This window comes from Gryllotalpicola protaetiae (genome assembly GCF_003627055.1).
Taxonomy (GTDB): domain Bacteria; phylum Actinomycetota; class Actinomycetes; order Actinomycetales; family Microbacteriaceae; genus Gryllotalpicola; species Gryllotalpicola protaetiae.
Genome location: NZ_CP032624.1, coordinates 113512 through 134796 on the forward strand (window position 1 = coordinate 113512; position 21285 = coordinate 134796).

Consider the following 21285-nt stretch of genomic DNA (forward strand, 5'->3'; position numbering starts at 1 on the left):
TCGTCTCAACTCGAGGCTGACGACATCGCGGCACTTCTCGGCGAAGGATGCGCGAAGGCGCGGGCAGAGGACGCGCGGAGGCGCGGGTACAGCTAGACCAGGTCGAAGGACGGAGTCTGGCGCGACGGGTCCGCGTCCGCGCCGCGACGGGTCAGCGGCGCGCGCAGGCCGAGGTGCTCGCGCAGCGTGTCGCCGCGGTACTCCGTCGGGTAGACACCGCGCTCCTGCAGCTCGGGCACGAGGCGGTCGACGATGTCGTCGAGGCCCGTGGGGATCAGGTACGGCGAGACGTTGAAGCCGTCGACGACGTGCTCGTCGGCATAGCGCGCCAGCAGGTCGGCGACCGTCTGGTAGCTGCCGATGATGCCGCCCTCGAGACGACCGCCCACCTTGAACACGAACTCGCGGATGGAGAGGTTCTCGGCTGCGGCCTGCTCACGCCAGGCATCCGCCGTCTCTTTCGTCTTCTTGGCGCGGAAGCCGGCCCCGCGCGTCTCGCCCGTGACCTCGACGACGGGGTCGATGTCGGGCAGCGGCCCGTCGGGGTCGTAGGCGGCGAGCGACGTGCCCCAGATGTTCTCGAGGAAGGCGAGCGCCGTCGCCGGCGTGATCTGCTTCTCGCGCACCCAGATCGCCTTGTCCCGCGCCTCGGCGTCGGTCTCGGCGAGCACGAACTGCTGGCCGGGGAAGATCTTGAGGTCGTCGGCGGGGCGGCCTGCGGCGACCGTGCGGCGGCGGATGTCCTCGGCGAACGCCTTCGCCGGCTCGAACAGCCCATGGGCGCTGAAGATCACCTCGGCGCTGCGGGCGGCGAAGTCACGGCCTTCGTCGGAATCGCCCGCCTGGAAGAGCACGGGGTGCTCCTGCGCGCTGCGCGGCAGACGGCCGAGCCCGCGCACGTCGAACGCGCCGAAGTCGCGGGCGACGAGGTGGGCGCGGTCGTCGGAATCCCACGAGTCCCACACCGCGCGCACGGTCTCGACGACCTGCTCCGCGTGCGTGTAGCGGTCGGCGTGGTCGAGGTAGCCGCCTCGGCGGAAGTTCGCGCCCGTCCACGCGTTGTCGGTCGTCACGATGTTCCAGGCCGCGCGGCCGCCCGAGAGCAGGTCGAGACTCTGCAGGCGGTGGGCCAGGTCGAACGGGTCGTTGTAGGTGGCGTTCTGCGTCGCGACGAGGCCGATCTTCGAGGTCACGGCCGCGAGCGCCGCGAGCTGCGTCTGCGCGTCGGGGCGGCCGGCGACGTCGAGGTCGTGCAGCCTGCCGAGGTGCTCGCGCAGGCGCAGGCCCTCGCCGAGGAAGAACGCCGAGAAGAGGCCGCGCTCCGCGGTCTGGGCGACGCGGCGGAACGACTCGAAGTCGGTCTGCGAGCCGCTCTCGGGCTCTGTCCAGATCGTCGAGAAGTTGACCCCCTGGAAGAAGACGCCGAACTGGATCTGGTTGCGGGTGGGCCGGTCGGCGCTCATGCGGATGCCTTCGATGCGTAGCGGTTGACGGATGCCGGCAGGCCGATGCTCTCGCGCAGGGTGCTGCCGACGACGGGCGGAGTGTGGACGCCCAGGCGGCGCAGCTCGGGGAGGACGGCACGGCCAAGCTCTTCGAGGTCTTCGGCGAGCACGGCCGGGTGCATGCGCACGCCGTCGAACTGGCCCGCGAGCTCGGTGAGCAGGTCGACGAGGCCGGCTGCGTCGCCGACATAACGGCCGAAGCCCTCGCGCGCCCACGGAGTGACGCCGTCGAGCCGGTCGACGCGCTCGGCGCCGGGAAGGCCCGCGTGGTCGAGGGCGACCTCGAGCTCGAGCCAGACGAGCGCCGCACCCGACTCGCGCGCCGCGGCGACCGTGGCCTCGGCGCTCGAGGTGACCAGTGCGACGTCGCCGACGACACCGGACGAGGCATCCGCGAACACCGGAAGCTGTCCCTGCGGCGGCCTCGGGATGATGCTCGGGCCCTTCACCGAGAAGCTCGCGCCCTCGAAGTCGATGTAGTGCACTTTGGCGCGGTCGAGGTAGCGCCAGGTCGTGGCGTCGCGGATGACGGCGTCGTCCTCCCAGCTGTCCCAGAGCCGACGGGCGACCTCGACGGCATCCGTCGCGACGGCGGTCGCGTGCTCGGGGCCGACGGCCTCGCGGCCGTACTCGACAGCGATGCGCGGGTCGGCGTCGACTCCGACGATCCAGCCGGCGCGGCCATAGGACGCGAAGTCGACGGTGGCGAGCTGCGTCGCGACGTGGAACGGCTCGGAGTACACCGAGTGCGCAACCGGGATCAACCCGAGCGCGCTCGTCTGCGGCGCAGCGAACGACGCGCGCTGGATGGCGTCGATGCCGGACGACAGCGGCGAGTCGGCGAAGGTCGCCGCGGTGAACCCCGCGCGCTCGGCCGCACGCACGCCGGCGGCGAGACGCGACGGCGACAGCAGCTCGTGCGCGTCGAGGCCGTGCGAGCCGCCTGGGTGCGCACCGACGCCGTCAAGCTCGACGGCCAGTGAGAACGGGCTGGCGGTCATCGGGTCTCCTCGGTCACAGGCGCCTTCTCCCCCGCCTCGACGGCGACGCCGAGGCGGTTCTCGGCCGGGGGCAGCGGGCAGGTCGCGAACGGCGTGTACGCGCACGGCAGATTGGTCGAGCGGTTGAAGTCGATACGCACGTGCCCGTCTTCGTCCGGAGCGGTGGAGTTCACGCTGCGGTTCGCGGCATAGGTCGTGACGCCGCTCGTCAGGTCGGTGAACAGGAAGTGCAGACCCCCGCCGTGGCCGTTGAAGGCGAGCAGGGAGCGCGGCCCGTCGAGGTCGAAGTGGACCTCGCCGACCGCGTCGTAGACGTGCTGCAGGCCGTCGACGACCGAGCCGACGGTCACGGGGCGCGGCTCGGCGAACGCCTCGAAGCGGCCGTCGACGACGAAGTCGGGGGTCGGCTCATAGGCGGGTGTGCCTTTGTAGGCCGAGCGGATCGAAGCGTCAGGATGCCGAGGGCGGACGATGTCATTGCCACCGCGGCGCGCGATCTCGACCGCGGCGCGGCCGGCCGGCGTCTCCCAGTAGGCGAACCAGCTGGCCCGCTCAGGCAGCTGCCCGAACGCGTGGCGGCCGGTGAGCGCCGCGCCCTCGTACTCGAGCTCCTCGCCCTCGGCGAGCTCGACCAGGATTCCGTCGGATCCTGTGGACCACGCGCCCGGCACGTCGTCGAAGCGCTCGGGCGAGTCGCTGAGCCAGCGGATGCTGGTGATGGCCAGGAATCCGTGCTCGCTCGCCCTGTTCTGCTCGTGGGCCGCGTGCCATGCGCGCCACTGGTCTGCGAACCCGGTCGGAGTGTCTGTCAGCGTCGAGGTCATATTGCGACGCTATGGCGGGCGGCGCGGCGGATGCCACGCCGGGGTCGCCAGATGACGAACCGTTTCACCTCGTTACGCGGCGTTGCCGCGCGCGTGCGCGCGGGGAGTCGCCCTGCTTGCATCCGTGCCATGCCCAACATCCACTCCAGCATCACCGAGCTGATCGGGAACACCCCGCTTCTCGAGCTCAGCAAGTACTCCGAGAACCGCTCGCTCGCGGGCCGCATCGTCGCGAAGGTCGAGTACTTCAACCCGGCCGGCAGCGTGAAGGACCGCGCCGCGTACGCGATCATCCGCCAGGGCGAGCTCTCCGAGCAGCTCAAGCCGGGCGGCACGATCGTCGACATCACGAGCGGCAACACCGGCATCGCGCTCGCGGCGCTGGCCGCCCGCCTCGGCTACACGACCAAGTTCTACCTGAGCGACAACATCAGCCCCGACAAGATCACGCTGCTCGAGGCGTACGGCGCCGAACTGGTGAAGATCCCCAACAGCGAGTTCACCGACCCGGCGTTCCTGCCCGTCTTCCTCGAGAGGATCCAGGCGGACAACCCCGACGCGTTCTTCGCGAACCAGCTCGGCAACCCCGCGAACCCGCAGGTGCACTACGAGACCACCGGGCCGGAGATCTGGCGCGACACCGACGGCGAGGTCGCCGCGATCGTGGGCGGCGTCGGCACGGGCGGCACCATCTCAGGCACGGGCCGCTTCCTCAAAGAGCAGAACCCGGACGTCTTCGTAGCGGTCGCCGAACCGGGCCCCGGCTCGCTGCCGACTCCTGAGAACCCGTACCCCGCCGAGATCGACGGCGTGCACAAGGTCAGCGAGGTCGAGGCCGAGTTCCTGCCGGGCAACTACGACCTGGCTATCGCCGACGAGGTGATCGCGCTCGAGACGCAACAGGCGCGCGAGACCGCGCGCGCTCTGGCCCGTGAGGAGGGCCTTCTCATCGGCACCTCGAGCGGCGCCATCGTCTACGCGGCCACGCAGCTCGCCGCCCGCCCCGAGTTCGCCGGCCGCATCATCGTCGCCGTCCTGCCGGACACCGGCGAGCGCTACCTGTCGGCAGGCACCTTCGGGTGAGCCGCGCAAGCCGGCCGCAACATTTCGTCGCGGTTTGTCGCACTGTTGCGGCCGGCCTGCACCGGGCATCCGCCCGTCGCTATCAATGTCAACGACCTGCGCACCGCCATTCGGCACCCACTCACACCCGCACACCCCTGAGGAACACCATGAGCGACAACACGCCCACCTCCCCCGAGTCTGAGGACCAGAACGTCCTGCCCAGCGGCGCGCGCATCGAGAACACCGCAGCCGACGACCTCGACGCCCCGAAGAAGGTGTCGCGCCGCGGCCTGCTGACCGGCGTCGGCATCGGCGCGGCCGTCGTCGTGGCCGGCGGCCTCGGCGGCTGGGCCTTCGTCGCCAGCCAGCCCAAGAAGACCGCGAACGGCCTCGCCGTCACGAAGTCGTGGGCCGACAAGGAGATCAAGATCACGAGCCCCAGCGGCGTGTGCGAGGCTCCGCTCGTCGTCGCCTACGAGAAGGGCTACTTCACGAAGGCCGGCCTCAACGTCACGCTGCTCAAGACCGGTGACGGCGAGAACGTCGTCGAGGCGGTCGGCTCCGGCAAGTACACCGCGTCGAACGGCATCTTCTTCAACTACCTCGACCCGATCTACAACGGCACGCCCGTCAAGCTCTCGGGCGGCCTGCACCACGGCTGCCTCGACCTGTACGTGAAGTCGGACGGCCCGATCAGCAAGGTCGCCGACCTCAAGGGGAAGAAGATCGGCGTGACGAGCCTGCAGGGGTCCGCGACGAACTTCTTCTCGCTCGATCTGCTCGACGCCGGCATCAACTCGAGCCCGGAGGCCAAGCAGGTCGAGTGGGTGGTCATCACCGACCAGACCCTGCTGCCGCAGGCGCTCAAGGACGGCAAGGTCGACGCGATCGCGACGGCGGGCGGATTCCTGCCCGTCATCCAGGCCGTCCAGGACGGCTGGGCCACGGAGCTCTCGAACAACCGCGACCTCAGCAAGAACGCGAACGAGCCCTGCTGCGCGGTCGTGCTGAACGACACCTTCGTCGCGCAGGACCCGGTGACCGCCGCGAAGCTCGTCACCGCGTGGGCGCAGGGCTCGCGCTGGGCGGGCGCGAACCTCGAGGCTACCGCAGAGCTCGAGGCCGGGAAGTACGTCGCCGGCACGAAGGACGAGATCCTGCCGGTGCTCAAGACGCTGACCTTCGACCCGTCGCCGAAGAACCTGCACCAGGTGCTCGAGCCGGGCATCAAGAAGTACATCAAGACCGGATTCCTGCCGGCGAACACGAATGCCAAGGCTCTCGCCGACAAGGCGTTCGTGGACCTCGGCCTCAACTTCTGAGAAGAGCGATGGCTGACATCACCCAGACGGCGGTCGCCGTCCCGAGCCCGCACCGGGCCGGGGCGGCGGGCGCCGCGCCCACGCGGACCGAGCGCCAGACCCGCATCCACGCGGCACTGGAGCGCGTGGCGAACCCCGAGCGCGTCTACCCCGTGACGGTCGGCGCGGGTGTCGCCGCGTGGCTCGCGTTCGGCGCGATCTCGAAGTTCGTGCCAGACAACGTCGACCTGCCGATGGCCGCGACCGGCTCCATCGAGCAGACGACCGGCTTCGTCGTCATCGTGTCTCTCGTCATCGCGGCCGTCTGGGCCGCGATCTGGGTGCTCGGCTCGGTGAGGGGCCCGGCACGCGCCTGGGCGGTGCGGCACCTCACCCACGACGCCAAGTGGGTGCTCGGCGCGGGCCTCTGGTTCGTGTTCTGGGAGTTCAGCACCGCGAAGACCGGTCTGCTCGCGCCGCCGTACTTCGACGCCCCGCAGCAGATCCTCACCAGCCTGTGGGCCGAGCGCGGCATCCTCGCCGAGAGCCTCGGCTCCTCGCTGCTGCTGCTCGCAGTCGGCTTCGCCGTCGGCCTCGTCGCGGGTCTTGCGACCGGTGTGACGATCGGGTGGTTCCAGGCAGCCAATTACTGGGTGCACCCGATCCTGATCTTCATCGGGCCGGTGCCGTCGCTCGCGTGGGTGCCGATCGTGTTCGTGCTGTTCCCGTCGACCTACTCGGGCGCGGTGTTCATGATCGCGCTCAGCGTGTGGTTCCCGATCACGGTGCTGACCCGCGCCGGCATCCTCTCTGTGCCCCGCTCCTACTACGACGTGGCGCAGACGCTCGGCGCGAAGGGCTGGTTCCTCGTGGCGCGCATCAGCCTGCCCGCCGCGCTGCCGAGCATCTTCACGGGTGCCTTCATGGCCCTCGGCGCCTCGTTCGTCAGCCTCACCGTCGCCGAGAACTTCGGCGTCAACGCGGGCCTCGGCTGGTACCTCAACTACATGAAGGGCTTCGGGAACTACCCGGGCCTGTACGCGGGCATCGTCGTGCTCGTCCTCGTCTGCGGCGCGGCGCTGACCCTGCTGTTCCGCTTCCGCAACTTCGTGCTGCGGTGGGAGAAGGAGCTGACCAGATGGTGACGACGGATGCCGCAGCCACGGGCGCCCCGATCGACCTCGTCGGCGTGACCCAGGCGTTCCGCAGCCACGGCCACGACCTGCTTGTGCTCGACGACGTCTCGATCTCGGCGAAGCCGGGCGAGTTCATCGCACTCGTGGGGCCGAGCGGCTCGGGGAAGTCGACGCTGATCCGCCTGCTCGCCGGGCTCGACAAGCCGCTGTTCGGCACCGTCTACGTCGACGGCAAGCCCGTTGCCGGGCCCGACCCGAGCCGCGCCCTCGTGTTCCAGGACCCGACCCTGCTGCCGTGGCGGTCGGTGCGCCAGAACGTGGCGCTCGGGCCCCAGGCGCGCGGGATCCTCAAGGATTCCGCCGCGAAGATCGACGAGGTGCTCGAGCTGGTCGGCCTCTCCGACTTCGCCGACGCGTACCCGTCGCAGATCTCTGGCGGCATGGCGCAGCGCACGGCGCTCGCCCGCGCGCTCGTCAACGAGCCGTCCGTGCTGCTGCTCGACGAGCCGCTCGGCGCGCTCGACGCCCTCACCCGCCGGGTGCTGCAGAGCGAGCTCGCCCGACTCTGGCAGCAGCGCGGCTTCACCGCGGTGCTCATCACGCACGACGTGCCCGAGGCGCTCGTGCTCGCCGACCGCGTCGTCGTCTTCTCGCCCCGGCCCGCCACCGTGCGCGACATCATCGACGTCGACCTGCCCCGCCCCCGCGACCAGTCCTCGCCCGCGTTCATCGCCCTGCGCGACCGCATCCTCGGCGAGCTCGACGCGGCAGGGCTGCAGCCCGACGAACTGGAGAACGCCTCATGACCCGTCTCGCCGCACGCCTCACGGCGGGTGGTGCCGTGCTCGCGGCATCCGTCGCCATCGCCCTGGCCGCCACGCCCGCCGCATCGGCGCACGTCAAGGTGGATGCCTCGTCCACCGTCGCCGGCGGCTACTCGGTGCTGACCTTCCGTGTGCCGACCGAATCGGCCACGGCGAGCACCGTGTCGCTCACCGTGCAGCTGCCGACCGAACACCCGTTCACCTCGGTGTCGTATCAGCCGGTGCCCGGCTGGTCGGCGAAGCTCGTGACGACCGAGCTGCCGAAGCCGCTCAAGGACGACGACGGCAACACGATCGAATCCGCCGTCACCCAGGTGATCTGGACGGCGACCGACGGCGGCCTCGCACCGGGCCAGTTCGGCCAGTTCCCCTTGTCCGTCGGCCCGCTGCCCGACTCGGGCACCCTGTTCCTGCCCGCCGAGCAGAAATACTCCGACGGGTCGGTCGTCGACTGGTCGCAGCAGCCGCAGGGCTCGGCCGAGCCCGAGCATCCTGCCCCCAGCGTGGTCGTCACCAAGGCAGCGGCGGGCGCCGCGGCTCCGGCGGCCGATGTGACGGCGTCACAGGCGTCCTCCACCGCCTCTGACGCTTCTACGACCGCCGCGACGTCGCCCGTCGACGGCTGGGCGCTGGGCTTCGGCGTCGCCGGTGTCGTCGTGGCTCTCGCCGCGTCGGGCACCGCCGCCGTCGCCCTGCGACGCGCGCGGTCGTGACAAGCCGGCCGGGGGCGCGCACGCGCCGCTTCGCGCAGGTCGCGGCGCTCGGCGTCGCCCTCGGCCTTCTCCTCGGCGTCGCGGGCGCCCTCGCGCACCCGCGCGCGGCGTCCGCCCACGCCTATGTCGTCTCGAGCACACCCGCCAATGGGGCAGAGCTCACGGCGGCACCCACCACGGTGCGAGTGAGCTTCGACGAGCCCGTCACCTTGCCGGGCACCGCCGACGAGGCGACCGTGCTCGATGAATCCGGCGCACGGGTCGACGCCGGGGCGCCGCGCCTCGACGCCGCGCGCACGACCCTCACGATCGGCATCAAGCCCGGCATCCCGAAGGGCGCCTACATCGCGAGCTGGTCGGTGATCTCGGCCGACACCCACCCCGTCGGCGGCTCGCTCGAATTCGGCTACGGCGTTCCGGCGACTGCCGCGGCCGCGCCCGAGACCCCCCAGCCGAGCGCCGTCCTCTCGCTGTTCGTCGGGCTCGCCAAGGGACTGCTCTACCTCGGCCTCGTCGTGGGCCTCGGCGTCCCGCCCGCCGCCCTGCTCCTCGGCGCAGCGGCCGACGAGCGCCACCTCGTGCTGCGGGTCGCCCGCCTCGGTGTGGCGGCAGCGGCCGCGGCATCCGTTCTGCAGCTGGTCCTGCAGCATCTGTGGGAGTCGGGCGGACTCGCCACCTTCGCCGCCTCGTCGTATGCGATCGCCGTCTACGCGCGCATCGTCGCGCTCGGCATCGCGGCAATCGTCGCCGGCCCGGCGGCGGCCGACCGCCCGCACCGCACCGCGCGCGTCGTCTTCGCTGCGGCGGGGCTCATCGCAGTCGGCACCGTCGTCGTGAACGGGCACGGCGGCTCGCACGCCTGGTGGTACTTCGCGTCGACCGCGCTGCACGCGATCTCGGCGGTCGCGTGGATCGGCGGTCTCACGGTTCTCGGCTGGCTGCTGCTGCGTGGGCGGCTGAGCGCGGATCGGTTGCGGCGGATGCCTCACTGGTCGCTCTACGCCGGCCTGAGCGTCGCCGCGCTCGCGGCGTCCGGCATCACGCAGGGGCTCGTCGAGGTGCGCTACCCCGCTGCGCTCGTGACGACGCAGTACGGGTGGGTGCTGCTCATCAAGCTCGCGCTCGTCGCCGTGGTGCTCGCTCTGGCGGTGCGCGGCCACTTCTGGGTGCGGGCCGAGTCCCGGGCCGGCGACGGCGCCGCCGACGCGCAGCCCGCACCCGGCCGCACCGCCGCGCTGCGGAACCGGGTGCGATGGGAGGCCGGCGTCGCGGCATCCGTCGTCGTCATCTCCGGTGTGCTGTCGTCGATCACCCCGGCCGCCGCCGACTACGCGCCCACCGTGACCGCGCACGAGAAGATCGGACCGTACCGGGTGACGCTCGAGGTCGCGCCCGCACGCACCGGGCCGGAGACGCTCAAGGTCACCGTGCTCGAGCCGAGCTTCAACGCCGCGCTGCCCGATTCGATCGACGTCGAGCTGAGCCAGCCGGGCGGCCCCGTGAAGAGCCTTGATGTGCAGTTCCCATATCGCATCGCGGGCGTGCTGCACCCCGGAAGACCCACGCCCGTGACGTTCACGAGCGCCGCGATCACCGTGCCGCGCACCGGCGAGTGGACGGCGAGTGTCACCGTGGTCGCGAGCGCGTTGGAGCAGTACACCGCCGACCTGAGCTATCGGGTCCAATAGTCCACCAGGAGTTGAGATGACCCGCTTCGAATCCGTCGCAGAGGCGATCGGCGGCACGCCGCTGATCAGGCTCGTGAAGACCGGCCTGCGCCCGCGCATCTACGTGAAGCCTGAGTGGTACAACCCGGGCGGCAGTGTGAAGGACCGCGCGGCGCTGTCGATGCTGCGGCGGGCGGAAGCCGACGGGTCGCTGCGGCCGGGCGGCACGGTCGTCGAGACGACGAGCGGGAATACGGGCATCGGGCTCGCGCTGTATGCGGCGCACCTCGGCTATCGCTCGGTGATCTTCACGAGCTCGAGCATCTCCAAGGAGAAGCGCGACCTGCTCGTCGCGCACGGTGCGGAGCTGCGGCTCGTCGACGCGTTCGTGCCGAAGACGCACCCCGATTCGCTGAAGTCGGTCGCCGATCGCTTCGTCGCCGAGACGCCAGGGGCGTGGCTCGCCAACCAGTACGACAACCCGGGGAATCCGGCGGCGCACTATGTCTCGACCGGGCCCGAGATCTGGGCGGACACGTCCGGCGAAGTGACCCATTTCGTCGCGACCGTGGGCACGGGCGGAACGATCTCCGGCACCGGGCGGTACCTGAAGGAGGTGTCGGGCGGTTCGGTGCGTGTCATCGGGGCGGACCCCGCGACCTCGAGCTATTCGGGCGGCGACGGCAGCCAGAAGTTCATCGAGGGCGCCGGCCACTTCGTGCACCCGCTCGCCGAAGAGGATGTCTGGCCTGAGTCGCTTGACCTCTCTGTGATCGACGAGTACTCGGCGGTCGACGACGCCGAGGCGATCGCGACGATCCGCTCATTGGCCCGCACGGAGGGCATCCTCGCGGGCGGGTCGGCCGGCGTCGCCCTCGCGGCCGCCCTGCGGCTTGCCGAGGGCCTCACCGAAAGCGACACCGTCGTCGTGCTGCTTCCCGACTCGGGCCGCGCGTACCTCTCGACCTACTACAACGACGACTGGCTGCTGGCGAACGGATTCCGGACAGAAGCCGGCTCGGTGGTCGGCGATCTCGCGTCAGAGCTGCGCACCGTCGGCCGCTCGCGCACCGGCGCCGCGGCCGCCGCCGAACTCGTCGAGGCAGGCCTCGGGGACCAGCCCGTCGCCGTGCTCTACGAGCGCGACCGCCCGGCCACCGCCCCGCACCACTCCGACATCGCCGGCTGGGCGACCGCCGCACGCCTCGCCGAGGCCGACACCGCCGGCGGCGCCGCCACGGCGACCAAGGTGCGGCTCGGCGCGGGCGAGTCGGTTGCAGCGGCGGCCGCGCGTGCGGCATCCGTCGACCCCCACTGGCAGCTCGCTCTCGTGCTCCACGAAGGGCGCGTCACCGGCCTGATCGCGCGCGCACGGCTCGATCGGGCGGCGGATGCCGGCGCCTGACGCTCCCCTGCTGACGCGCCGCGGCGCGCTCGGCGCGGGCTGCGCGGGGCTCGCGCTCGGGGCAGCCGCCTGTCTCGCCGGGTGTTCGACGCACGCCTCGGCCGGCACCGACGACTCGTCGCCCAGCTCGACCGCCCCGACCCGCGTACCTACCGCGAAGGTGCCGGTCGGCGGGGCACTGGTGGTGTCGGTGAAGCCGTACTACGACGTGGTGGTCGCGCAGCCGACCGCCGGCACTTTCACGGCGCACAGCGCGATCTGCACGCACCAGGGCTGCGTGACCGCTGTCGACGGTGCGTCGCTCGCCTGCCCGTGCCACGGCTCGCGGTTCTCCGCGTTCACCGGCGCGGTGCAAGACGGCCCGGCCACGAAGCCGCTCGTCGCATGGCCGTTCACCGTCGATGGCGACGAGCTTGTGATTCCGCCGGGCAAGGGCTGACAGGAGTTTATCTCAACCCGGCATCCACCCCGCCTCCACCCGGGGGCTGAGGCGCCCGGCCGCGGCTTTCGCGAGCATCGAATGGGCGGACTCCGCCGCCCGGAAGATGCGGAAGCAGGTTGCCATGGCTCGGTGGTTGGAGGCGGTCGGCGCGTTCAGCGCACGACGTCGCTGGTGGGTGATCGTGGCGTGGGTCGTGCTGCTCGCCGCGGCGGTCGGCGGGATGGCGGCGTTCTCGAAGCCGCTCGACTCGAACATCACGGTCAAGGGTCTGCCGTCGATCACGACGCTGGATTCGGTGCAGAAGACCTTCGGCGGCGGCGACCGCGGCAGCGGACGCGTCGTGTTCGCGGCACCGAAGGGCGAGAAGCTGACGGATGCCGACGCGGCAGCCGTCGCGACGCTGACCGCGAAGCTCGCGGCGGTCCACGGCGTCGCCGGCGCGGTCGACCCCTTCGACCAGCCGAAGGCAGGCGGCCTCTCCCCCGCGGGCCGCGTCGGCTACATCACGGTGACGCTCGAGACGGCGTCGCCGTCGGCCGGCACGCAGTCGAGCATCCGCTCAGTCATCTCGCACGCCGAGACCGCGCACCTCGAGGTCGCGGCCACCTCTGACATCGTGGGCCAGACCGGTGCCTCCTCGAGCCAGCTGCCCGGCATCGTCCTCGCGCTGATCGTGCTGCTGGTGACGTTCGGCACGATCCTCGCGGCCGGCATGCCGCTGCTGTCGGCGCTGATCGGCCTCGGCACCGGCGTCACCGCGATCTACGCGGCCACGAGCTTCATCACGCTCAACGATGTCGCGCCGACGCTCGCGCTGCTGCTCGGGCTCGCGGTCGGCATCGACTACTCGCTGTTCATCGTGAGCCGCCACCGCCGCCAGCTGCTCGAGGGCATGACCCCGAAGGACTCGTTGCCGCTCGCGGTCGGCACCGCGGGCACCGCCGTGTTCTTCGCGGCGCTGACGGTCATCATCGCGCTTGCGGGACTCGCGGTCGAGAACCTCGGGTTCCTCACCCAGATGGGCCTCGCCGCCGCTTTCGCCGTCTTCGTGGCGATGCTCGTGTCGCTCACGCTGACCCCGGCGCTGCTGTCGCTCGCCGGCCCGCGCATCCTCACGCGTCGCGCACGGCGCCGGCTCGCCGCCGGTGAGGCGCGGCGACCCGGGCGCTTCGCCCCCGGCTGGATCGCCGCCGTGCAGAAGCGGCCGGTGCTCTTCCTCGTCGCGGCGCTCGTCGTGGTCGGGGTGCTCGCGGCGCCCGTGATGGGGCTGCGGCTCGGGCTCGGCAACGACGGCACGCAGCCGAGCGCCACGACCGAGCGGCAGGCATCCGATCTGCTCGCCGACGGCTTCGGCGCGGGCGTCAACGGGCCGCTCGAGATCCTCGCGAGCTACCCCGCCGCGCCGACGCAGACCGAGGCCGGAGCGCTCGCCCAGAAGGTCGGCCGCGTGACGGACGTCGCCGCGACGCAGCTCGCCGGTCTCAAGGGCGATCAGGTGCTGCTCGCGGTCGTGCCGAAGAGCGGGCCGTCGGACGACGCGACCGTCACGCTCGTGCACACACTGCGCGAAGCATCCCTCGCCCGCTCACTGCCGGGCTCGCCGAAACTCGAGGTGACCGGGCAGACCGCCGTCGACATCGACATCTCGGACCGTCTCGCCGGCGCGCTGCCTCTGTATCTCGGGCTGATCGCGGCGTTCGCCTTCGTGCTGATGGTCGCGGTGTTCCGCTCTCTGCTGGTACCGCTCAAGGCCGCGCTCACGTTCCTGCTCAGCCTCGGCGCCGCGCTCGGGGTGACCGTCGCGGTGTTCCAGTGGGGCTGGCTCGGCGGGCTGTTCGGCGTCGACCCGCCCGCACCGCTGCTCGCCTTCCTGCCGACCATCGTGATCGGCGTGCTGTTCGGTCTTTCGATGGACTACGAGATGTTCCTCGTCACGGGCATGCGCGAGCACTTCGTGCACCACGAGACGGCCAGAGGCGCCGTGTCGACGGGGTTCCAGCAGGGCGCGAAGATCGTCGCCGCTGCCGCGCTGATCATGATCGGCGTGTTCGGCAACGGCGTCATCGAGGGCGACTCGACGATCAGGCCGATCGCCTTCGCGCTCGCGATCGGCATCGTGATCGACGCGTTCGTGGTGCGCATGACACTCGTGCCCGCCCTGCTCACGCTGTTCGGCCGCGCTGCCTGGTGGCTGCCGAAGTGGCTCGGTCGCATCGTGCCGAACGTCGACGTCGAGGGCGCAGCGCTGCAGCGACCGACGCTGAACCGCTGAACTGCGTCAGAGCAGGCGGACGGGCGAACCGTCGTCCCACGCGACGATGTCCTCGACCACGTCTGCGTAGAAGTGCGCGTACTGGTCGGTGGTGACATAGCCGAGGTGGGGCAGCAGCAGCGTGTTCGGCGCCGATCGCAGCGGGTGGTCCCGCGGAAGCGGCTCGGTCTCGTACACGTCGAGCGCCGCGCCGGCGATGCGCCGCTCGGCGAGCGCGGCGAGCAGCGCGGACTCGTCGACGATCGGCCCGCGCGAGGTGTTGATGAGATACGCCGTCGGCTTCATGACGGCGAGCTCGCGCGCGCCGACGAGGCCGCGGCTCGATTCGGTGAGGGGCAGGTGGATGGTGAGCAGATCGGATTCCTCGAACAGCTCGCGCTTGTGCACGAGGGTCGCCCCGTGCTGAGCCGCCCGCTCGCGCGTGATCGAGCGGTCCCACGCGATGACGTGCATGCCGAAGGCGCGTGCGAGATCGGCGACCGGGCCGCCGAGGCGGCCGAGGCCGAGCACGCCGAGCGTCTTCCCCTGCAAGCCGGGGCCGATCGTGTGCTGCCAGCCGCCCGCGCGGATGGACGCGTCCTCTTCGGCGAAGTGCCGCGTCAGGGCGATCATCATGCCGAGCGTGAGTTCCGGCACGCTGTTCCCGCCGCCGCGTGCGCCCGAGACCGTGACCCCGTGGGCGGCCGCAGCGCCGAGGTCGATGACCGCGTTCATCATGCCGGTCGTGACGAGCAGCTTCAGCTCGGGCAGTCGCGGGAACAACTCGGCGGGGAATGCCGTGCGCTCGCGCATCACGACGACGACCTCGCTGTGCGCGAGGCGTTCGGCCAGGGCATCCGCACCGAGATGCTCGTCGATCACCTCGAGCTCGAAGCGCTCGGCCACCGCCGACCAGTCGGCAGAGCTCAGGGCAACACGCTGATAGTCATCGAGGATCGTCACCCGTCGCACACGATGAGCCTAGAGCCGCGGTGAGGCTCGCCTCTGCGGGCGGCTTCAACTCAGCTCAGCTCGTCGAAGTCGCCGCGCATCCAGGCGATCTGCCGCTCGGTAGGTCGCTTCCATGGTCGAGACCCTACCGATGCCGCATACGACCAACCGTGCATGCGACAACCGATCCCTTCGCGCGCAACGGTGCTACTGCCTTCACCGGCAGATTGGCTTGGATTCCGCCGGCTGTCAGCTCAGATTCGTGGAGTGGGATCGAGGGCGTCTACAAGTGCCGCGTCTGACAGACCCTCGAGTGTGAGTAGCGCGTCGTACGGGTTCCCGAGTTCAAGTCCGAGAGCCTCGGCGAATGCGTGCTCGGTGCCCTGGCGGCTCGCCTTGCGCACCATGACCGCCTGCCTCAGGTTCTCGCCGAATAGGCGAAGCAGCCGGCCCTCGACGAGCATGTGCCGGAACGCGTCCTGCTGGACCACCGGGAGCGCCTGCCCGAAAACCTCGATCTGTGTTCCCTCGAAGCGAAGCATGATGACACTGGCCGGTGGTTGCGTGTTCCGACGGTGGGAGGCGACCCATGCCCCTCCCGCGATCGTCTTGACGGTCTGTTCGAACGAAATGAGGTCGGACGCATGGCAGGCGATGTCAATGTCGCTATTCGGCGTCTGCACGCCGATCGGCATGGAGCCGACAATCGCCGGCTGGTACTCAGCCAGCGCGCGAATCAGTGCACCGAGGTCCATGAGTTCATGATGATGGACCCTCCGCAGCGCCGTCGTGGTGAACGTCCGCGATACCTTCGGTCGCAACGGCATCGGCAAGCCGTTTGCGCGTCGCGATGACGGCACGCGAGAGGTTCTGAGGATCGCTGTCGAGTCCGGTGATGACCTCATCGAGCCAACGCAGGCCCGCCTTGGTGAGCAATTGCTTTTCGTTTGTGACCCATTCGCCTCGGTGAGCGAGGATCGCGTGAGCCGCGTAGCACGCCCCTTCGCTCAGCAGGCCTGCGCACTGGGCCGCACGGCCGTGCCTCGCATGTCCTTCCTCCGCGTATTGAAACGTGAAGTCAGCCCATTCCCACCAGATGCCGGGGGCCCGGCGGCGCAACGCTTCGGGGTATTCCCAGCGCGACAGCGACCCGCGCAGAGTCCTATTGATTCCGAGTTCGGCCAAGAGAATGTAGCTCGGCAGACCCGCTTGATGAAAGAGAAGTCGCTCGACGGAGTACTCCCCTCGGCAGGCATCGTCGTGAATCTGGTCGATCAGGTGAAGGTCGCGGTAGTGGATGTCGATCGCGTGACCGTCCACAGTGAGCTTGCCGCCGCCATTGAAGATCGGGCTCCACGCGCCGAGCTCGCTGATCTGGCCCGGCCACCCGAGATCTCGGATGGACTGCGGATCGAAGCCGCCCCGGTAGTAGACCGCGACGTCCCAGTCGCTGTCTGCGTGGTGTGTTCCCTGCGCACGGGAGCCGCCGAGAGCGACGGCCTCCACGCCGGGTAGGCGGTAGAGCGAGTCGGCAACGTAGTCGACGAATGACGGATTGAAAGCATGGTCTGACGTAAGCAATGTGTTCTCCTTGCATGCCGGATCGATCAACTCGCACGCGAAGGCGGCGAGGACTGAATCAGCGGCTAAAGGATCACGAAACTCAGTGTTGCACGGGGTTCGTTTGCAGGCCAAGCCCATCGGCGAAGGCTGCACGCAGGGTCCTCCACTGGCCATGAATGGAGTCCATCGGTGGCTGCGGCCCGCGATCAGCCATGTGTGGCGCACGGGAGGATCGTTCACCGCGCGGTCAAGAACTCCGTCAGTGCCGCCATCCACTGGTCAAACGCGTCGAGATGCGCGTCATGTGACGCGCCGTCAAGATCGACCCGGGTGACGTTCACACCCCTGGCGACAAAGTCTGCCTTCTGTTCCTCGGTGAACATGCCGCCATCGGCGTACACGACGAGGGTCGGCGCCGTGACACTCTGCCATTCCTGCCAGCGCGGAACCGCCACTGCGGTGATCGTCGCGACCATCACATCGGCATCAAATCGCGGGTAGAGGCCGTCCGGGCGTTCCTCCAGATCAGCTACCCATGCCTGCGCCAAAGGCCCGTCACCGAGTGCCGCCGCCGCCGCTTCACGGCTCGCGAACGGCACCTCCCAAGACCGGAAGTAATCGCCGAGAGCAGCGTGGTCCTCAGCCGAGCCACCGCCCTCATTGCCTTCCAACAGGACCAGCCTGCGCACCAGATCGCGGCGTGCGGCCGCGACGAGCATGGCCGTGTGGGCGCCCATAGACTGACCGACCAAGTCCACCGGCTGCGACGACTCGGCTTCGATAACGCGCACCACGTCCTCGACGAACGCCGTGCGCGAGGTGTCGGCCGGGACCCTTGTACTGTGTCCGTGCCCGCGCTGGTCGATGAGGATCACCTGCCGCGGCGAGAGCGCGGACGCTGTCGGGATGAATTCGCGGCTGCTGCCAGCCAAACCATGAAGGATGACGATCGCTGGACTGTCACCGTCGAAGACCGAATACGACACGTTGATGCCGCCGCCGGTCGTAAGTACGCGACTCGCTCCACCCACCCGGCAACACTACTGAGCGCCAATCACCCGACCGCAAGCCAGTCGGCCAGCGTACACGTTGAGCCTTATCGCCTCCTGACCCGCGGAACCGCTCTGTCCGAGATCCTCGCGCTCGGGCGCGACACCGGCAAACTCGACGCTTTCGCCAGCCGCGGACTCCGCACCGCCGTTGTCGATATCACCGACGAGACCACGGCGACCCGGAGGCCGTCACTCTCCTCTCAAGCTTCACGGATGCCGGCGCGTTCGCCCCTGTTGTCGTCGGCGCCCTGGGCGACAGCGCTTTCCATGCAACCCGACAGTCCCATCTTCTCTTCGGGCGACACCCGTCAGCCCCATCAGCGCGATGTCGCCGATCCGCCCGACCGTGCAGCTCCTGCCGACCTCTCCGTCAGACCCGCTCACGAAGCGGCTCCGATAGCCTGGTCCTACATGTGACACGGGGTGCCCTGCGGGGCTGAGATCACACCCGTTGAACCTGATCTAGTTCGTACTAGCGAAGGGATGTCGCGCATGACGCGCACGCCAGAAAACCTGACTACGTCCACCGTCGAGGCCTGGGGGGCAGTGCGGGCGCACCGGCCGCTCGTGCAATGCCTGACCAACACGGTGGTCACGAACTTCACCGCGAATGTGCTGCTGGCCCTCGGTGCGACGCCTGCGATGGTCGACCTCCCGGGTGAGGCAGGGTGGTTCGCCCAGGTCGCATCGGGTGTGCTGATCAATCTCGGCACGCCGACGCAGGAGCAGCGCAGTGCGATGCGTGAAGCAGCGGCAGCGGCAGCGGATGCCGGGACTCCATGGGTGCTGGACCCCGTGGCGATCGGGGCGCTCCCGGTGCGGACTGCCCTCGCGAAGGAGCTCACGGCACTTCATCCGACAATCGTGCGGGGCAACGCATCCGAGATCATCGCATTGGACGGGGCTGGTGTGGGCGGTCGCGGTGTGGATGCGACCGATTCAGTGGAGGAAGCGGTGGCGGCGGCTGTTCGTATCGCGCGCCGTGGCGGCGGGGTCGTCGCGGTGTCCGGGCCGACCGACGTCGTGACCGACGGCGTGGAGACGGTGAGGCTCGGCAACGGTGACACGCTGCTCACCCGGGTGACCGGTGGCGGGTGCGCGCTGGGCGCCGTGATGGCGGCGTTCGCAGGTGAGGAAGACCCGTTCACGGCAAGCGTTGCGGCGATCACGGTGTACAACGTGGCTGCTGAGATCGCGGCTCAGTCTGCGGCGGGGCCGGGGAGCTTCGCCGTCGCTTTCATCGACGCGCTCGCGGGTCTCGACGCCGCGACGCTGCGACGCCGGGCAGTGATCTCGTGAATGCAGATCTGTCGGTGTACCTCGTGACCGATGCCGGGATCGCTGCTGCTGCCGGGCATGATCTTGTGGAGGTTGTGCAAGCAGCAACGGCGGCCGGGGTGACGGCGGTGCAGATTCGGGAGAAACAGGCGTCGGCCCGCCGATTCTTCGACACCGTGATCCGGGCGTCGAAGGTGATTCCGGATCATGTGGCCCTGATCGTCAACGACCGAGTGGACGTGTTCCTGGCCGCCCGCGACGCCGGCGTCCGGGTCTCGGGGGTGCACGTCGGCCAGTCTGATCTGCCGGCCGTCGCGGTGCGGCACCTGATCGGCGCCGACGCGATCGTCGGGCTGAGCGCGGAGACACCGGAGCAACTTGCTGCGGCAGCCGAGTCGGGTGTCGTCGACTATGTCGGTGTCGGCTCGCTCCACGCGACCGCGACCAAGAGCGATGCGCCGCCACCGCTCGGGCACGACGGGTTCGCGAGGCTCCTCGCGCAGCACAGCACATTGCCCGTCGTGGCGATCGGTGGCGTCACCGCTGCGGACCTGCGTGTGCTGCGGAAAGCGGGGGCCGCGGGGGCGGCGGTCGTCTCTCCGATCTGCGGTGCCGACGATCCGCGGCAGGCGGCCCGCGCTCTGCGGGCAGCATGGGATGCGGCGTGACCGGGCCGAGGCGGGTGCCGAGGGTGCTGAGCATCGCAGGGACCGACCCGACGGGGGGCGCCGGCATCCACGCGGATCTGAAGAGCATCGCCGCGAACGGCGGCTACGGCATGGCCGTGGTCACCGCGCTCGTGGCGCAGAACACGCAGGGTGTCCGCTCGGTGCACGTGCCCCCGGTGGCTTTTCTCGCTGAGCAGCTCGACGCAGTGTCCGACGATGTCGACATCGACGCCGTCAAGATCGGGATGCTCGCAGGCGTCGACGTGATCCGCGCGGTCGCGGACTGGCTCGACCGGGTGCGGCCCCCGGTCGTCGTGCTCGATCCGGTGATGGTCGCCACCAGCGGCGACCGGTTGCTGGATGCGGACGCCGTGGAGGCGCTGCGAGGTCTGCTCTCCCGCGCCGACCTCGTGACTCCAAACGTCCCCGAGCTGGCGATCCTCGCCGGCGAACCCGCCGCCGGTACGTGGGACGACGTGCTGGAACAGGCCATCCGGGTCGCGGCGCAGCACCGGGTGCGGGTGCTCGCCAAGGGCGGGCACCTCACAGGGCAGCATCTGCCCGACGCTCTCGTTGACCCGACTGGCGGGACTGTGATCGTGACCGAGTTCTCCGGCACCCGCATCGAGACCAGCAACACGCACGGCACCGGATGCTCGCTGTCCTCCGCGATCGCCACCCTGGTCGCCGGCAGCGGCGACTGGGCGAACGCAGCAGCGGAGTCCAAGCGCTGGCTCACAGAGAGTATTCGTCACGGGCCGGAGCTCCACGTCGGCGTAGGGCACGGCCCGATCAGCCACTTCGCCGGCCTCTGGAACCGCGGCGGGATAGTCACCGCGCCCACCGCGTCGGAGGTCGAGGCCGACTGGTGGGCCGAGATCGCAGGCATCCGCGCCGACATCGACGACCTGCCCTTCGTGCGCGGACTCGGCGACGGCACCCTGGACCGTGACGTTTTCCTGCGCTACCTCGCGCAGGACGCCCTTTATCTACGCGACTATGCCCGCATGCTCGCCGTCGCTGCGAGTCTTGCCCCGACGCCGGACGAGCAAGCTTTCTGGGCCGGATCCGCACAAGGCGCCATCGCGGAAGAGATGAGCCTGCACGAGAGCTGGCTCACCAACGCGGATGGGTCGCTCCGCACGGCCGGACTCGACTCTGTGACCACGGCTTACCTGAACCATCTGCTCGCCGCCGCCGCCCGCAGCGACTACCACCTGCTCATCGCCGCGCTGCTGCCCTGCTTCTGGGTATATCAGGACGTCGGCGAGCGACTTCGCCCGCTCTCGCACCCGGAGCACCCGTACCGCTCGTGGCTCGACACCTACGCCGATCCGGTCTTCGCCGCTTCCGTCCGTCAGGCAATCGATATCGTCACCAAGGCGGCGACTGGCGCAGGCGACGCGGGACGCGCGGCAATGCGGGAAGCTTTCCGCGCGTCCGCCGAACACGAACGCCGTTTCTTCGATGCGCAGGGAGCTTGACCGGAGGGGGCTGCAGAATCGTCGCACTCCGACCCCGGCGCGATGCTGCAAGTGCCTCGAAGAGCCCGTCGAGTCCCGTGGTCAGAATGCGCCAGCGAGTCCGGAACTCCAACGACTCCCCTCAACATCGAGGCAGAAGTGTCAGGACCAAACGG

19 protein-coding genes and 1 riboswitch are annotated in these 21285 nt (G+C 70.0%); of the genes, 12 read left to right on the forward strand and 7 right to left on the reverse strand.

Translation table 11 applies throughout. The features are described 5' to 3' along the window. Window positions 1-92: 92 nt before the first annotated feature. From D7I44_RS00600 to D7I44_RS00610, 3 genes are read right to left on the reverse strand one after another with little or no spacing between them, the layout of a single operon-like run. Window positions 93-1463 (reverse strand): NtaA/DmoA family FMN-dependent monooxygenase, encoded by a 1371-nt coding sequence (locus tag D7I44_RS00600; protein WP_120787708.1) that lies wholly within the window; start codon window positions 1461-1463, stop codon window positions 93-95. Next, window positions 1460-2506: an LLM class flavin-dependent oxidoreductase gene (locus D7I44_RS00605; RefSeq protein WP_120787709.1), complete on the reverse strand. Its 1047-nt coding sequence runs from the start codon at window positions 2504-2506 to the stop codon at window positions 1460-1462. Before D7I44_RS00605 ends, D7I44_RS00600 begins: the two co-directional genes overlap by 4 nt. Further along, window positions 2503-3330, reverse strand: coding sequence for a DUF1684 domain-containing protein (locus D7I44_RS00610; protein WP_120787710.1), 828 nt, complete (start codon window positions 3328-3330; stop codon window positions 2503-2505). Before D7I44_RS00610 ends, D7I44_RS00605 begins: the two co-directional genes overlap by 4 nt. A 129-nt stretch (window positions 3331-3459) precedes the next feature. Here D7I44_RS00610 and D7I44_RS00615 point away from each other — a divergent pair, with 129 nt between their 5' ends. The 9 genes from D7I44_RS00615 (at window position 3460) to D7I44_RS00655 (ending at window position 14155) form a co-directional block, all read left to right on the forward strand. Then, on the forward strand, window positions 3460-4413 hold the full coding sequence (locus tag D7I44_RS00615; RefSeq protein ID WP_120787711.1) for a PLP-dependent cysteine synthase family protein: 954 nt from the start codon (window positions 3460-3462) through the stop codon (window positions 4411-4413). Between the two features lie 149 nt (window positions 4414-4562). Further along, a complete protein-coding gene (locus tag D7I44_RS00620) occupies window positions 4563-5717 on the forward strand; it encodes an ABC transporter substrate-binding protein (RefSeq protein WP_120787712.1) in 1155 nt (384 codons plus the stop codon). A gap of 8 nt (window positions 5718-5725) precedes the next feature. Beyond that, window positions 5726-6841: an ABC transporter permease gene (locus D7I44_RS00625; RefSeq protein WP_120787713.1), complete on the forward strand. Its 1116-nt coding sequence runs from the start codon at window positions 5726-5728 to the stop codon at window positions 6839-6841. After that, window positions 6835-7638, forward strand: a complete 804-nt coding sequence (locus tag D7I44_RS00630; RefSeq protein WP_120787714.1) for an ABC transporter ATP-binding protein — start codon at window positions 6835-6837, stop codon at window positions 7636-7638. Before D7I44_RS00625 ends, D7I44_RS00630 begins: the two co-directional genes overlap by 7 nt. Next, window positions 7635-8369, forward strand: a complete 735-nt coding sequence (locus D7I44_RS00635) for a YcnI family protein (protein WP_120787715.1) — start codon at window positions 7635-7637, stop codon at window positions 8367-8369. Before D7I44_RS00630 ends, D7I44_RS00635 begins: the two co-directional genes overlap by 4 nt. Beyond that, entirely contained in the window at window positions 8366-10057 is a 1692-nt protein-coding gene (locus D7I44_RS00640; protein ID WP_120787716.1) for a copper resistance CopC/CopD family protein, read from the forward strand. Before D7I44_RS00635 ends, D7I44_RS00640 begins: the two co-directional genes overlap by 4 nt. Window positions 10058-10073: 16 nt before the next feature. Further along, a complete protein-coding gene (locus D7I44_RS00645; RefSeq protein WP_120787717.1) occupies window positions 10074-11441 on the forward strand; it encodes a PLP-dependent cysteine synthase family protein in 1368 nt (455 codons plus the stop codon). Further along, complete coding sequence (locus D7I44_RS00650) at window positions 11428-11880, forward strand: QcrA and Rieske domain-containing protein (RefSeq protein ID WP_120787718.1); 453 nt, start codon at window positions 11428-11430, stop codon at window positions 11878-11880. Before D7I44_RS00645 ends, D7I44_RS00650 begins: the two co-directional genes overlap by 14 nt. Before the next feature lie 124 nt (window positions 11881-12004). Next, window positions 12005-14155, forward strand: coding sequence for an MMPL family transporter (locus D7I44_RS00655; RefSeq protein ID WP_120787719.1), 2151 nt, complete (start codon window positions 12005-12007; stop codon window positions 14153-14155). A gap of 6 nt (window positions 14156-14161) precedes the next feature. Here D7I44_RS00655 and D7I44_RS00660 read toward each other — a convergent pair whose 3' ends face one another. The 4 genes from D7I44_RS00660 to D7I44_RS00675 all read right to left on the reverse strand — a co-directional run bounded on the left by D7I44_RS00660 (window position 14162) and on the right by D7I44_RS00675 (window position 17634). Further along, window positions 14162-15106, reverse strand: coding sequence for a D-2-hydroxyacid dehydrogenase family protein (locus D7I44_RS00660; RefSeq protein WP_120787720.1), 945 nt, complete (start codon window positions 15104-15106; stop codon window positions 14162-14164). Window positions 15107-15339: 233 nt separating this feature from the next. After that, window positions 15340-15840, reverse strand: coding sequence for a DUF4269 domain-containing protein (locus D7I44_RS00665; RefSeq protein WP_162939979.1), 501 nt, complete (start codon window positions 15838-15840; stop codon window positions 15340-15342). Window positions 15841-15844: 4 nt separating this feature from the next. Further along, on the reverse strand, window positions 15845-16873 hold the full coding sequence (locus tag D7I44_RS00670) for a nucleotidyltransferase domain-containing protein (RefSeq protein WP_220093799.1): 1029 nt from the start codon (window positions 16871-16873) through the stop codon (window positions 15845-15847). An 11-nt stretch (window positions 16874-16884) separates the two neighbouring features. Then, window positions 16885-17634, reverse strand: coding sequence for an alpha/beta fold hydrolase (locus D7I44_RS00675; protein ID WP_245979849.1), 750 nt, complete (start codon window positions 17632-17634; stop codon window positions 16885-16887). Window positions 17635-18109: 475 nt separating this feature from the next. Beyond that, window positions 18110-18201: riboswitch (TPP riboswitch) on the forward strand. On the opposite strand from D7I44_RS00675, the gene thiM reads away from it, so the two are divergent. From thiM to D7I44_RS00690, 3 genes are all read left to right on the forward strand, one after another. Further along, complete coding sequence (gene thiM, locus D7I44_RS00680) at window positions 18193-18999, forward strand: hydroxyethylthiazole kinase (RefSeq protein WP_120787724.1); 807 nt, start codon at window positions 18193-18195, stop codon at window positions 18997-18999. It overlaps the preceding riboswitch by 9 nt. Further along, window positions 18996-19646 carry a thiamine phosphate synthase gene (gene thiE, locus D7I44_RS00685; RefSeq protein ID WP_120787725.1) on the forward strand — a complete coding sequence of 217 codons (651 nt, stop codon included), beginning with the start codon at window positions 18996-18998 and terminating at the stop codon, window positions 19644-19646. Before thiM ends, thiE begins: the two co-directional genes overlap by 4 nt. Further along, window positions 19643-21130: a bifunctional hydroxymethylpyrimidine kinase/phosphomethylpyrimidine kinase gene (locus D7I44_RS00690; protein WP_245979852.1), complete on the forward strand. Its 1488-nt coding sequence runs from the start codon at window positions 19643-19645 to the stop codon at window positions 21128-21130. The genes thiE and D7I44_RS00690 overlap by 4 nt, the downstream gene beginning before the upstream one ends. Window positions 21131-21285: the final 155 nt, after the last annotated feature.